Origin of the sequence: Microcoleus sp. T3_B1 (assembly GCF_036700445.1) — a bacterium.
In the GTDB taxonomy this organism is placed as follows: Bacteria; Cyanobacteriota; Cyanobacteriia; order Cyanobacteriales; family Microcoleaceae; genus Microcoleus.
Genome location: NZ_JAUBOX010000128.1, coordinates 1 through 13601, shown reverse-complemented (window position 1 = coordinate 13601; position 13601 = coordinate 1). Strand labels below are relative to the sequence as shown.

At 47.7% G+C, this 13601-nt stretch carries 12 protein-coding genes; 8 read left to right on the top strand and 4 right to left on the bottom strand.

Features of this window, described 5'->3' with window-relative positions; genetic code table 11:
* The first annotated feature begins 78 nt into the window (after positions 1–78).
* Complete coding sequence (locus tag QT990_RS33790; RefSeq protein WP_333139504.1) at positions 79–318, top strand: hypothetical protein; 240 nt, start codon at positions 79–81, stop codon at positions 316–318.
* On the opposite strand, the gene QT990_RS33785 is transcribed toward QT990_RS33790, so the two are convergent.
* Together QT990_RS33785 and QT990_RS33780 are read right to left on the bottom strand one after the other, a co-directional pair.
* Positions 313–759, bottom strand: coding sequence for a transposase (locus QT990_RS33785; protein ID WP_333300298.1), 447 nt, complete (start codon positions 757–759; stop codon positions 313–315). The two genes, QT990_RS33790 and QT990_RS33785, sit on opposite strands and share 6 nt — an antisense overlap.
* Positions 722–1531 (bottom strand): transposase, encoded by an 810-nt coding sequence (locus QT990_RS33780; protein ID WP_333139508.1) that lies wholly within the window; start codon positions 1529–1531, stop codon positions 722–724. The genes QT990_RS33785 and QT990_RS33780 overlap by 38 nt, the downstream gene beginning before the upstream one ends.
* A gap of 592 nt (positions 1532–2123) precedes the next feature.
* On the opposite strand from QT990_RS33780, the gene QT990_RS33775 reads away from it, so the two are divergent.
* Entirely contained in the window at positions 2124–2327 is a 204-nt protein-coding gene (locus tag QT990_RS33775) for a hypothetical protein (RefSeq protein WP_445252010.1), read from the top strand.
* A gap of 227 nt (positions 2328–2554) precedes the next feature.
* On the opposite strand, the gene QT990_RS33770 is transcribed toward QT990_RS33775, so the two are convergent.
* Together QT990_RS33770 and QT990_RS33765 are read right to left on the bottom strand one after the other, a co-directional pair.
* Entirely contained in the window at positions 2555–2956 is a 402-nt protein-coding gene (locus QT990_RS33770) for a biopolymer transporter ExbD (protein WP_333139509.1), read from the bottom strand.
* Entirely contained in the window at positions 2940–3599 is a 660-nt protein-coding gene (locus tag QT990_RS33765) for a MotA/TolQ/ExbB proton channel family protein (RefSeq protein ID WP_333139512.1), read from the bottom strand. Before QT990_RS33765 ends, QT990_RS33770 begins: the two co-directional genes overlap by 17 nt.
* A gap of 757 nt (positions 3600–4356) precedes the next feature.
* Between QT990_RS33765 and QT990_RS33760 the strand changes: the two genes are divergently transcribed.
* The 6 genes from QT990_RS33760 (at position 4357) to QT990_RS33735 (ending at position 13205) form a co-directional block, all read left to right on the top strand.
* Entirely contained in the window at positions 4357–5985 is a 1629-nt protein-coding gene (locus QT990_RS33760) for a TonB family protein (RefSeq protein ID WP_333139516.1), read from the top strand.
* A gap of 102 nt (positions 5986–6087) precedes the next feature.
* Entirely contained in the window at positions 6088–7161 is a 1074-nt protein-coding gene (locus tag QT990_RS33755) for a hypothetical protein (protein ID WP_333139518.1), read from the top strand.
* Between the two features lie 32 nt (positions 7162–7193).
* Positions 7194–7481 carry a penicillin acylase family protein gene (locus tag QT990_RS33750; RefSeq protein WP_333300296.1) on the top strand — a complete coding sequence of 96 codons (288 nt, stop codon included), beginning with the start codon at positions 7194–7196 and terminating at the stop codon, positions 7479–7481.
* Positions 7482–8447: 966 nt separating this feature from the next.
* Positions 8448–11216: a TonB-dependent receptor domain-containing protein gene (locus QT990_RS33745; protein WP_333139522.1), complete on the top strand. Its 2769-nt coding sequence runs from the start codon at positions 8448–8450 to the stop codon at positions 11214–11216.
* 383 nt (positions 11217–11599) lie between these two features.
* Positions 11600–12781, top strand: coding sequence for a PepSY-associated TM helix domain-containing protein (locus QT990_RS33740; protein WP_333139524.1), 1182 nt, complete (start codon positions 11600–11602; stop codon positions 12779–12781).
* 259 nt (positions 12782–13040) lie between these two features.
* Positions 13041–13205, top strand: coding sequence for a hypothetical protein (locus QT990_RS33735; RefSeq protein ID WP_333139526.1), 165 nt, complete (start codon positions 13041–13043; stop codon positions 13203–13205).
* Positions 13206–13601 lie beyond the last annotated feature (396 nt).

Genomic DNA, 13601 nt, shown 5'->3' with positions numbered 1-13601 from the left:
TTCTGCCTCCTGCCTCCTGCCTCCTGCCTCAAAACTCCAATTTCTAGCGGAGGGCTGCAAAGGTGAGATGCTCCCGATGTGAAGTCTCACTCAACCGTAGTTCTGTTGGATGGGGATGTGCTCAAGCGTCAATCTTACGGGAAATTGATAGATTTTAAGAAAGATTTTCTGGCACAGATTGCCAACCAAGCTACGGCCATCAAAAAAGCTAAGAAGTTAACCAAGGTCACTCCAGTAGTTGTATTTAGCGATGCCAAGGTGAGTTTTAGCAACAAAACGAAGATTAGGGGTGCTTACTTGACACTCCCCATCCTATAAGGACGGGGATTCTTGGTTCAATGAGTCGCCATAACCTAGCAGGGTTTCCCCAACTAAACTAGAGGGCATCTCTCCCCAAGCGTTAATTTCGGCGTGCCCCGCCGTATTTTGGGCGCGTTTCAAGATGTTAATTGCTGCGTTGGTGTCTCGATCTGCCGAATACCCGCAATGCGGACAAATGTGCGTTCTAGTTGATAGAGACTTACTGACTTTTTTGCCACAATTCGAGCAATTCTGACTGGTATTGTGGGGCGATACAGCTACGGTTTTTGTTCCGTAGACGCTCCCAAAATAATCCAACCACGTCCGAAACTTAGACCAAGCGGCATCACTAATCGACTTAGACAGTTTTCGGTTCTTTACCATGCCCTGAACATTTAAGTCTTCATAGGCGACCAAATCGTTAGATTGGACGTAACGGAGTGCCACTAAGAGTGACAAACTCTTCTCGCTGCCTACTTACTCTTAGATGTTTCCGAGCATACCGATTTTTGGCCTTCTTGTAGTTATTAGATTGCGGTTTACCCTTTTTGAACTTTTTGGACTTTTTCCGGTTGGCGCGGTTTAATTGCTTTTCTGATTTGCGATAAAATTTAGGATTTTCGACTATCCCTCCCTCACTATCAGCCAAAAAGTATTTAATTCCGACATCAATTCCTACCGCACGATTGGATGACTTGCAATCTTTGAGAGCGCTCCGAGGAGCATCGACACAGAATTGCACGTAATACCCATCACTACGTCGGACAATCCGTACCCTTTTAATTTGCTCTATCTGATAAAAATGCAAGTCTCGACTGCCTTTTAATTTCAGCATCCCGATACCTTTCTTATCAGTAAAGTTAATGCGTTTCCGGTCTGATGAAAGTTTCCAGCCACCAACCTTGTACTCGATCGAGCGACTGTTTTTCTTGAACTGCGGATAGCCCTTTTTACCCGGCTTTTTGTTTTTACAGTTGTCGAAAAACCGATCGATCGCGCGTTGGGCATTTTCAACAGCAGCTTGACAAGCATGACTGTACAAGTCTTTGACAAGGCCAAACTCTGCTCGCAATTGAGTGCAATATTTATACAGTTCTTTTCTGCCGACACCGCGATTGTCCATCCAGTACCGCAGGCATTTATTCCGAATAAATTGCCCCGTGCGAATAGCTTCATCGATCTTGTCGTATTGTTGCTTTTTCCCGTAGGCTTTGAACTCAAAAACTAGCATGGTTCGACCTGGGCAGGCTGCTGTCTTATACTACCATATATTTGACGTTAATTCCAGAATTTATAGAATTAAAGCCGTCCTATAAGGACGGGGCTTGTATCCCATTCTTTTGGTCATGGAACTGGGCAATCTGGTGTCAGGGTTGCAAGAACTCGATCGCACCTAGAGGAGTAGATAAGATTGGGAGAAATGAGATAAACGGCTACATTGATATGTTGGACATCAACCAATTTGCACACAGCAGTACATCCCAGACTTGCACTAGCATCTAACCCACATTCCGCACCCCCAACTCGCACACACGCAGTTGCGGTGCCTCTTGAGAGTCCTTAGCCCAAGATAATAGTCAGTAAAAATACCCTGAATTCTGTGTCAGGAGCACATCAACCAGTTGGAGGACTCTCAAAATTGACCTTACGGGCATGATTCATATCTTTTTAATCTATAAAAACTCAAAAATCTAGTTCTAACTCAATACGCTTGGGCCCGTGGAAAATTGTAACGCAAATGTTGGGCGGAGTGAAACCGAGGGTTCGTTTTTCAACCCAACCTACGCACGATCGGTTTTTTTAGCACTAACCCAAGCGTATTGGTGGAACATCTTCCTCTCTATTCTCCAGAGTTACAACCAGCCGATCGGTTATGGAAATTGGTGGATGAACCGTTGGCTAATACTTGTGTTGAAACTATAGATGAACTCCCAACAATATTAATTGAACGATGTCGGTTTCTCCAGGAGAATATGCAGGTAGAAATTCGGAATCTAACCAACTATCATTGGTTAACCTCTGACTAATTTGTTTCAGACTTTTGAAAGCCGGATTCCGTATAATGTGCCGCCACAGGTTCAACCAGTCATTGAGAATAAAGTGGACAGCCAGTGATTAGGTTTCAACAAGCTTGGTTGACAGCCCCGCAAATTCGCCGCCGGGAGTCACCCAGCCAGCTTTTTGAGTACATTTGCACCGAGGAATTTCACTTTAAAAGTATGAGGGATTACAAATTAGGAATTATATTAGCTCTCTACTTTGCGGTAGCAATCCCTAACTTAGCTCCCTTAATTCGGCGTAATCGATCCATAACTTCCACCACATTTCCGTGATTGACGTTTTTATCCGCATTCAGCACAATTAATGAGTTCGGATTTGACCCCATTACCTGTCGCACTGTACTCTCAATCTGCTCTAAGTTGACTAACTTTTTATCAACCATTAATTTTCCCCGATCATCAATGGTGACGGTAATTTTAGCAGGCGAGTCCTGAACTTGAGAGGTTGAGGCTTTCGGTAAATTTACGGGCAAACCCTCGGATTTGGATAAAGACAGAGAGGAAACAATTAAAAACGTCAATATCGCGAAGACCACATCAATCATTGGCACGATGTTAATCTGGGGAATACTATCAGGTTCATCGGGTAGGCGCATAATTAGATTCTCTTGGTAATTTTTCGTAGCGGTGACGGTACAATAGCTCTAACTGGCCTCCAGCTTCCTGAATAAAAGCAATCTGCTGTAAGTAAAACCCGCGAAACATATTGGCAAATAAGAGCGTAAAGATTGCCACAACTAACCCTATTGCCGTAGAAACGAGGGCTTCGCTAATCCCAGAAGTAACGCCTGTGGCATTGGTGCCCGTGGCATTCCCCAGTTTGAGGGAGGAAAACGTGGTAATTAACCCCAAAACTGTTCCGAGCAACCCAAATAGTGGGGAAAGGCTGATAATGGTGTCAAATATTGTATTGAATCGCTTCAGGATGGGGATTTCTGCCTGAGCGCCACTCTCTAGGGCCAAACGAAATTCTTCGATGTTGGGCGAGTCTAATTCTAAAGCTTCTAAAAAAATCCGGGCTAGGGGCAAATCGCCGTTTACTTGTAACTTTTTGATGGCGGAATCGGGGTTTTGACTGTAAAGCTGTAGCACTTCTCGCACCACTCGCCGCTGCCGCCTATTTACCCTAAACCAAAAGGCAAGACGCTCTACGATCAGCGCGACTGCTGCGATTGACGAGGCAAACAGCGGCCAAGCAACAATGCCTGCGGCGCGAAAAATGTAAATGAAACTATCCATTGCTTTGTACTCTCGCTAGCTCTGTTGAGTGATCGCAAGCTGCCTAATGGTGCAATTAGCCCGTGAGAAGGCTGGTAGAGTTTCTGCGTCAAGTCGGCACAAGTGATTCAGGCTGCGAATTGTTTTACTCAAGCGCGATCGCAAGCGCGATCGCACTACCTGTATGTGACTATCTTCGTCTGTACCCAAAATGCTCCTACTGTGATCCCGACCGAGCTCGCGACAGATTGTTCTGCCAGTGCTTCTTTGCTAAATATTTGCGTTAGGACTTGACAATAACCTTCAATAATTCAAAAGATTCTCAACTAGGTTTCCACAAAATTTAGGGTTTGTCAAGTCATGAGCCACCCTATAAGATAATCATTATTTATTAAATATATCAATTTAATTGGTTTTGCTAATTAATTAAAATTTATGAAAAGCTTGAGAATGTGGAAATTCGTTGGTTGATTACGGGCGAGAGTATTGCCGTTCAGGCATTTTGGCACCTAGCCCTGCCAGAATCAGAACATTGACAGCACCCACGAGAGCGACGTGCACCCAAAGGAAATGCTGATTGATAGCGTCTAGTCGCTATCTTACAGTTTAATAATGAAAATTAATTGCAAGAGTCTTGAACAGGGTGACAGTCTTCTTATAGGATGGGTAAGTTCATCATTGATAGCAAGCTCAACCCGCAGTTGGTAGCTTGTTTCGGGTTATGTCGGGGAGCCAGCGAGGACGTTGCCAACCCATCCATCAAGGAGATTCATAAGGCATGAGTTTTTCAAATGTTTCGGCGACGCAAAGACAACAACAAGAAGAAGCTCTCAAAAAAGTTCTGGCGATCAGTCTGTTAGCCTCAACCTTACTGCACGGTGTCGCACTGCCGTTGAGCCTCAAGTTGGTCAAACCTGCGGAATTTGCAGAGGATGCAATTGAAATTGTTGTGCTTGATGAGCCCAAAGTAGAGGAAACCGAGCCAGAGCCGACTATTCCAGAAAAGGCATCTCCCCCGCCTGAGACGTTTAAACCAGAACCGCCACCAGAGCCAACTCCCGCAGAGGAGCCTCCGGTAGCGGTAACGCCACCGCCGATTCCAGAGGAGCAGCCGGTAGCGGCAACGCCACCACCGATTCCAGAGGAGCCACCCGTAGCGGCAACGCCACCGCCGATTCCAGATGAGCCTCCGGTAGCGGTAACGCCACCGCCGATTCCAAAGGAGCAGCCGGTAGCGGCAACGCCCCCGCCGATTCCAGAGGAGCAGCCGGTAGCGGTAACGCCACCGCCGATTCCAGAGGAGCCACCCGTAGCGGTAACGCCACCACCAGAGATTAAGAAAGAGCTGCCCTTAACGGAAACTTCGCCACCAACTCCCATCGAGCCTTCCCCCCCACCTCAACAGGATTTCAATTCCCCAGAAACTCCTAAAACCCCGATCGCCAAGGAACCGGATACCCCCTCGCCCGATCCTCCAAAAAGCGAACCACCCGTTACCGCCTCCCGCCCCAAGGGTGCTGGAAGTTCCACAGACTTTACAAAAGATGCTGGAAATCCCAACTCCTCCGACAGCCCTGAAAAAAATAACCCGCTCTCGTCATCTGCTTCGGCGGGTAGCGGGGAGCCTTCTGATGAGCCATTAAATCCTTCTTCCGGGCCCCTACAGCGATCGCCCGCGGCTGGCTCACCAGTCACAGCTACTAGGCCAGGAGGCGGTAGTAACTCTGGAAATGCGATCGGGGATCTCACAAACCCTTCCTCCTCTGGTAGCCCCGGAGGAAGTGCGCCGAACTCACCATCCGGTGCCAGGGAAAATGGCAACATACCTTCGTCAGATCCATTTGCGACTGGTTCGGGGCGATCGCCCCGAACACCTGCAGCTGGCTCGCCAGTCACGGCCACCAGGCCAGGAGGCGGTGGCAATTCTGGAAATGGGAGCGGAGGTTTAGGAAACCTCGCCACCTCTGGTAGCCCTGGAGGTGGAGGCCCTGGAGGCGGAAGCCCGGTCGGAAGTGCGTCGAACTCATCACCCGGTGGAGGTGGAAATGGCGGCGGAGGTTCGTCAGGGCCATTTGGCAGCGGTTCCGGGCCAGTGCCAAAACCGACAAATCCGGGAAGAGGGGGGAGTCCTTCGGGCTCTTCCGGCCGGCTTCCCGACACTTGCATTAGCTGCGGTAGACCTGAATATCCGAGCGCAGCCAGAGAAGAAGGGCGGCAAGGCGAAGTGGAAGTCGTGTTTGACATTGACCCCAACGGTAAGCCATTCAACATCAAGATTTCGACTCCTAGCAAATACAACGACTTGAATCGCGCAGTGATTAAAGCAGTAGAAAAATGGAAACTTGCCTCATCAGAGAGTGGCATTAAAGGAGAAAGAGCATCCATTACCTTCCAGCTCGATAAGTAGGGATTTTTTTGAAACTCTAGCAATTTGGCTGGGAATTCTATAGCACCGTCCAAGGAATAGCAAAATTAAAAGTTGAATTTTTTGTGAATTATGAATTTGGGAATGTCGTCAGCAATATTAAGTAAACTTCCGCGAGTTGGACTCGCTCTCTTACTTGGTTCCAACTTGGGAATGGCTTTGTTGTTTGCCAACCCTCACAGCGCAATGGCAGGAGTAATTACTTTACCCGATGGCGGACGTTGCGAGGGAGAATTGAGTGAGGGAAAACTCAGCGGTTCCGGCATCTGTCAATATGCCAACGGCGATCGCTACGAAGGCCAATTTATCAACGGCAAACCTCACGGTCAAGGCATCTATACCTTTAAAGAAGAAGGTCGATACCAAGGAGAATTTGCCTTGGGTGAATTCAACGGTAAAGGTGTCCGCGAATTTGCTAACGGCAACCGCTACGAAGGTACTTTTAAAAACGGTGAGTTCGACGGTACAGGCACTTTTACCTCAACTAACGGCATTCGTTACGAAGGCTCTTTTACTAATGGTTCTCCCAGCGGCCGAGGGGCTTTTACCTTCAGTAATGGTACTCGTTGCGAAGGAGATATTAAAGAAGGAAAAGTTAACGGCAAAGGGGTCTGTCAATATGCTAATAAGAACCGCTACGAAGGAGAGTTGCTGAATAACTTGCCTCACGGGCCGGGAATTTATACCTTTGCTGAAGGAGGCCGTTATGAGGGGCAATTTAGTGAAGGGCAATTTCACGGTAAAGGGGTTCGCGAATATCCGAACGGCAACCGCTATGAAGGAGAGTTTGTGAAGGGCAACACTCAAGGTCAGGGGTTGTTTACTTTTAAAGAAGGGGGACGTTATCAAGGGCCGTTTGACAATGGAGAATTTAGTGGTGAAGGTGTCCGTGAGTTCGCCAATGGAAATAGCTATAAAGGCACTTTTGTCAAGGGTAAGATGAGCGGGAAAGGAGTTTACGTTTTTAAGAATGGCGATCGCTGCGAAGGCGAATTTAGCGATGGTCAGTTCAACGGTAAAGGTACCTGCATTTACGCCAATGGCGATCGCTATCAAGGTGAATTCCTCAACGGGCAAAAACACGGGCAAGGTTCTTATCTATATGCAGATGGAACGAAGGTAGAGGGAAATTGGCAACAGGGACAGCTCCAAAAATAACCTTAGTCTTCCGATTGCCTGGGGAGGCGAATTTGGCTGCAAATGAAGCTGACGGTGCTTTGGGTGTATTTCGCTCAGTATGGTTCGCTCCAGGGAAAGACGATCGCTTTCAAGCGGTTGCGGGCGATTCTTTTGTCGCTGCGATTGAGTTCTCTCTTCCGGTGAAAGCGATGGCGCTAAACAGTTACGGCAACGCCACTCCACCTGGTTCGCCCCACGCCGGCGATCGGTGGCAGCTCTTTGCTCGTAAGGAATTGCGCCCTGTATGGCGATCGCGATCGGAAATTGAAGCTCACCTGAGTTCGCGCCAGAAACTATAGCAGAAGGAACAAGGAAGAAGGAAGAAGGAAGAAGTTAAAAAGGCGTTGCATAATTGCGGGATGATTTTGATTGTTTTGTGAGATGGGCCCATGAGCCCGAAGGCGTGTATTTTCACAGCAGGCGGGACGCCTAACCCCTACTCCCCACAAGAATCATCCTCAAATTGTGCAACGCCAATAAATCTTGTTTGCAGTACGCCAACCAGTTGGGTCAAATTCTTTCCACATAGACTTTCTGTGAACAGTTGTCGGGCGTTACGAGTCTCTCATCAGCGCGTTTGAGTCTTCAATCCGGGTATGAGCGCTTGTTTTCACGTTTTGTTGTCGGGCTGTTCGGCTGCAGGCTCCGGGGCGATTTCAGTCCCAGCCAGCTTCGATATCAGCTTCAGGGGCTTTACGGCTATCGACTTTAAGCATATTAGGCTAGATGACATTAATTATCAAGAGTTTTTCAGCCAATTTGTTGACTGTTATCGTTTCCTATATGATGATCTTTCCTAACTTTTGCCCTAGCATTTTAGGCGATCGTTTGTCTGATCCTGACCATAAACCATAATAGGCAAGTGGTGTGTAACTAGAGTAAGGGGTAACACCCCCCTATCCGTAAAATGCAAAAAGTTTTCATTAGTTAACTCTTGACAGATGCAAGTGCTCTGTTATCTAATTAAGGCACTTTCTCATTAAGCGCCCAGCGATTACTTCCTTTAACCGAGTCCGGTGCCAACCGTGGTCGATCGTCCAGAGCGCCACCGGAATGAGGCTTTCGCCCTCACGCGCCTCCTGTATTCCCAGACAAATGCCACTAGCGACGGGAGAATCGGATCGAACTGCGCCCGACAACTGGGCCGGATCTTGGGCAGGTCAGTTTCAAGAGACACAGAAGAGCAGCAACGCTGCCACAAATCATGTTGTGCAAGCAACGCAAACCACATATCCGAAGTTCCATTAATTGTTGATTCAAGAGTAATGAACAGATCGCAGAAATTATTAAATAGCCTTGGGCTGGCAGGAGTCGTGTCGGCGTTAGTCGCTGGGCCCGCGTGCGCTTCCAACATCGCGCAGGTGACGGGCGTTCGCCTCAACCCCACGTCAGAAGGCATTGAAATCATCCTAGACACTGAAGATGGAAGACCCCTGCAAGTCTTCAGCGCCAGCTTTGGCGAAACTTTACAAGTTGATGTCATCACCGCTCAACTGCGACTACCGGGGGGAAATGAGTTTCGTCAAGACAAGCCTGCTGCCGGAATTGCTTCTGTCACCGTTACTCCTTTAGATAACAACAGCATCCGAATCAAAGTCGTTGGCGAGAGGGGTCAACCAGTGGCACGGGTGATTCCTAACGCTGCAGGTCTGATTCTGGGCTTAAAACCCACCTCGGAGATGACTGCTCGCCCGTCTGCACCTGCTCCTACAACACAGGCACCAGGTACGCCCGGAGAACCCTTGCCGCCGACAGGGCAGTCGGTAGAGATACCCGCAGAACCCTTACCGCCTACAGCGCAGCCACCTGGGACACCAGGAGAACCCTTACCGCCTACAGCGCAGCCACCTGGGACGCCCGGAGAACCCTTGCCGCCGACAGCGCAGCCACCTGGGACACCCGGAGAACCCTTGCCGCCGACAGCGCAGCCACCTGGCACGCCACAGGTGGGGAGATCCCCGATTGAAATCGTCGTCACTGCAACACGAACCTCACAAAGAGTGACGAACGTGCCACGCTCTATAACGGTGGTAGACTCAGAAGAAATTCAGCGGGACACAGGGCCATCGAGAAATGTCGGGGAAGCTCTGGCAAATCAGGTTCCCGGTTTTGCGCCGCCCACTCAAACTACGACCACTTATGGACAAACTTTGCGGGGTCGCGACGTTTCCGTTCTGATTGACGGCGTGCCACAAACGACCAATCTTCAATCTTTTGGCAGAGAATTCAGAAACATCGATCCCAGCGCGATCGAGCGTGTTGAAGTAGTGCGGGGGTCTACCGCAATCTACGGCGCTCAGGCTACAGGTGGCGTGATTAATATTATTACTCGTCGCCCAACTGAGGAAAGGCTAACTGCTGTTACTGAAGTGGGCGTCAGTAGCCCTTTAACAAACACAAGAGATGCTTTAGGCTTTAACGCTCAGCAGACGATTTCTGGCCGAAGTGGCAATTTCGATATGACCGGCACTGTCTCGCTCTCTAGAAGTGGAGCTTTTTACGATGCCAAAGGCGATCGCATTCCCTTGTTTGAAATCGGCGGAGATAGCAGCACGCTCTTCAACGTCATGGGCAAAGTCGGGGTAGATTTGGACACCAACCAGCGGCTGCAACTAACGGTCAATCACTATCGCGAAACCCAAGATCCTAATGTGATCCCAGACGTTAGCGTTGACGACCAGGAAGGACGGCAAAAAGCCCGCGCCATCCGAACCGGAGATTTGGATATTGACGGGGAAACACCGGGAAATAAAAGTACACAGATCAACCTAAGTTACACCAACCAAAACCTTTTTGGCAGCACCCTTCAAAGTCAAATCTACTATCGAACGAATTCCAATGTAGGTGTTCCTTCAGATTACCGCACGTCCGACTTCTTTGGGCCGTTTGTCGGTGTTACTCGTTCGCGAGCCGAGAACGAACAGATAGGAGGTAGACTGGCGATCACCACTCCTTTATCCCGTGCCGAAAATCTTCGATTAACTTGGGGTTCTGACTATATTACTGAAGATAGCAGACAGCGTTTCGACCTGTACGACCCGGAGAGATTTGACGCAAGTGGCCGCCGGGTTTACCGGAAAATCTCCGAGCGTCCTTTCGTCCCTCCTTACACTTTCAACAGCCTTGGCTTTTTCGGTCAAATGGAATGGAATATTGACGATATCGTCATTTTAAGTGGTGGGATACGTCACGAACGCCTCGGGTTAAACGTCAATGATTATACGACTTTTAATGAGCGCCAGATCGAAGGAGGCGATCGCAAATTTAACGCCACCCTATTTAATACAGGGGCTGTCTATAAAATTAATGACACCTTCAACATATTTGGCAACTTTTCTCAAGGTTTCTCAGTTCCAGATTTCGGCCGCATCCTCCGCCAACCCCCCGATGATTTTGTCGGAATTGAATCTTCGTTAGAAGTAACTCAACCGCAAAAAGTCAACAGCTACGAAATTGGCATTCGAGGAGGGTGGCAATCCGTGCAAATGTCGCTTGCCGCTTTTTACAATACCTCGGATCTAGGAGTCCGTTTTGAACCAGTTGGCAACACAGGCCGCCTGGAACTACAGCGCGCCCCAGAACGCATTTACGGCTTAGAAGGAACTGTGGATTGGCAACCTGGACGAACATGGTCGATCGGTGGGACTGCTACTTATATTCAAGGCGAATATGAGGATGACAACCGTTACATCGCCATCGATAGCAGCCGAATTCCACCGCTCAAGCTAACAGCTTATGTTCAAAACGAAACTTTGCCGGGATGGAACAATCGGTTACAGTTATTATATTCTGGAAATCGCGATCAAGCCTTCAAAGACGGCTCGGATGGCGGCCCGATTAGCAGCTATCTCACACTGGATTACGTCAGCGCGGTTAAAATTGGATCGGGGCTGCTACAAGTCAAAGTCGAGAATTTATTGAATAATCAATATTTTCCTGTGCTGTCGCAATACTCCGCTGGATTTGGATTGGACAGCTCTAATTATGCAGGGAGAGGTTTGACTCTCAGTGTTAATTACCGCCTTAACTGGTAATTACAGCAGATTGCAGGTTTATGAGGTAGATTCAATATCCCCGTAGGGACACTCCAAGAACCCATTGGTGTCAATTTAAGCTGTTATATCATTTCCGGTTACACCGGAATGATGTTGACTGTTGACGGTTGACTGTTCACTGTCAACAGCCAACCGTCAACAGTGAACTCGAATTTACTATTCCGATGCTAACGGATTTGATATTAGTCTGCCAGTCCTCGCGCCCACCCGCTAGTCCGCCAGGGGTTGAAACCCCTGTCTAATAGCTAAAGTCCTCTCAAGAGGACTAATGAGTCGAAAAGTGTTTTTCTCAGTCCTCATAGCGAGGACTTTAGCTTTGAGACAGGGAATGAATTCCCTGTCGGACTATCGGTTTTACCTTAATGAGAACAGTTAACGGCTTCGAGGAAAATTTCGAGATGAAGTTCCGCAAACTCGCATTCAAACTCCACTTGTATTTGGGGTTGGTAGTAGGAATATTTCTAGCAGCAATTGCTTTAACCGGCAGCTTACTGGTTTTTAGTCCCGAAATCGAGCGGTTCTTCAATCCCCAACTCCTGCAAGTAATTCCTCAAGTCGAACGGATACCGCTGGAAAATGTCCTGCAAATTGTCGAAAAAGCTTATCCGCAAAATCAAGCTCTTAGTATCTTGCTGCCGCGATCAGCGAAGGAAGTTTGCCAAGTTTCGATGCTGTCAAAGAGTGAGGAAATAGTTAACGTTTATGTCAATCCTTACAGCGGAGAAATTAAGGGCGCGCGCCTTAAGAAAGAAACTTTTACAGGTTTTATTTTTACGTTACACGCGGAATTAGCGGCAGGAGAATTCGGTCATCTTGTTGTAGGCATTTGCGGTCTAGTAATGCTAGGACTAACTTTTACTGGCTTGGTATTGTGGACTGGTTGGCGCAATTTGGGTCGCGGATTTTCTATTAATTGGAAAGCTCACTGGCAGCGGACTGTATTTGATTTACATAACGTTTCTGGCATTGTCTCGGTCGCTTTTCTCATACTCATCTCCGCTACAGGGACAGCGATAATTTTTTACGCGCCCGTTGAATCGACTCTGTATTGGCTAACGAATGAAAAGCCACACCCAGCCTTGACTTCTCATCTCCACTCTAGCAGTTCGAGGCAAAATATTGATGAAATATTACACCAAGTTAATACCGTTTGGCCGGAAGCTACAACCACTTTTATTTCTCTGCCTTTGACGCCTGAAGCAATTTTTAAAGTACGTAAAAAATTTCCCAACGAGCCGCACCCAAACGGGGTTAGCACCATTTATATAGACCAATACAGTGGCGAAATATTGCAGGCTGACAGTGTAAATTCAGCTTCTGTAGCAAATCGAATTCTCAACTCACTTTATCCGCTACATATTGGCAGCTATGGCGGAATTTACTTGCGGTTGGTACACGCGATCGCAGGATTAGCAGCGTTTGTACTGTTTGTTACGGGTGTCCTGATGTGGCGGCAGCGGCATTTGGCGAAATTTTACCGCAAGGAGGCGAGACAGCAATATGAAGAATTATCTCCACTTAGCCAGCAATGGCCTTGGTTTTAATGAGAGCGGCGTGGGATTTTATGCGGGTGTCAATCGATTTTAGATTTTAGATTTTAGATTTTAGATTAAAGAATTGAAGCATTGACTTGCGCGAGATAAATTCGGGGGGCAAGTTTCATCGGATACAGGTTTTTTATTTCTGGATCCTGAGTCTGCTTTCGGAATGAATCACGTGGCGGGTATCCTGGATGCTTTCGGTCATTATCCTGCCTAAAAACCCCTATCCTCGGAATTTTAAATCCTATTAATCGCCTATTTCATGCAAAAATTTATTCAACTCTGGCTCGGACAAGCTGCTTCGATGATTGGCAGCGCTATTTCCGCGTTTGCGCTGACTATTTGGATTTGGGAGTCCACCAGTCAAGCGACGGCTTTGGCTTTGTTAAAAGTTATGAACAAGGTGATACATCAATTAGGAAAGTAGCCGCCAGATTTGATGTAAGTAAAGGGTTTTTCTTCACGGGGTGACAACGCCCTCAAAACGTCCGTCTCATCAGGGACATAGCCCTCAAGCCCTCTGAAAAAATGGTAGCTTGTTCCGTCTTATTGCCATTAATTACTCAATCATTTTTTCACAACATTCTATTTCTATTACCCAAGAATGACCATACAATCCCATCCAAAAAATACTATGTCGGCGTATAGTTCGCGGTTCTTCTTTGATGCGCCCCACATATTTTTGAATACCCATTTTTTTAGTTGTCTTGGGAAACAATTTTGGTAAAATGGAGGTGACATTGCATATATAGCAATCCTAAATGATTCAGATACATTTGTAGGGGTAGTGCTACCCCTACTCCCCGTGCCTACCCCCTATCTA

Coding starts and splice junctions, on each gene's coding strand:
- QT990_RS33740 (WP_333139524.1), top strand. CDS start 11,600: ATGAGAACAGTTAACGGCTTCGAGGAAAATTTCGAGATGAAGTTCCGC.
- QT990_RS33735 (WP_333139526.1), top strand. CDS start 13,041: ATGCAAAAATTTATTCAACTCTGGCTCGGACAAGCTGCTTCGATGATT.
- QT990_RS33770 (WP_333139509.1), bottom strand. CDS start 2,956: ATGCGCCTACCCGATGAACCTGATAGTATTCCCCAGATTAACATCGTG.
- QT990_RS33745 (WP_333139522.1), top strand. CDS start 8,448: ATGAACAGATCGCAGAAATTATTAAATAGCCTTGGGCTGGCAGGAGTC.
- QT990_RS33765 (WP_333139512.1), bottom strand. CDS start 3,599: ATGGATAGTTTCATTTACATTTTTCGCGCCGCAGGCATTGTTGCTTGG.
- QT990_RS33760 (WP_333139516.1), top strand. CDS start 4,357: ATGAGTTTTTCAAATGTTTCGGCGACGCAAAGACAACAACAAGAAGAA.
- QT990_RS33780 (WP_333139508.1), bottom strand. CDS start 1,531: ATGCTAGTTTTTGAGTTCAAAGCCTACGGGAAAAAGCAACAATACGAC.
- QT990_RS33755 (WP_333139518.1), top strand. CDS start 6,088: ATGTCGTCAGCAATATTAAGTAAACTTCCGCGAGTTGGACTCGCTCTC.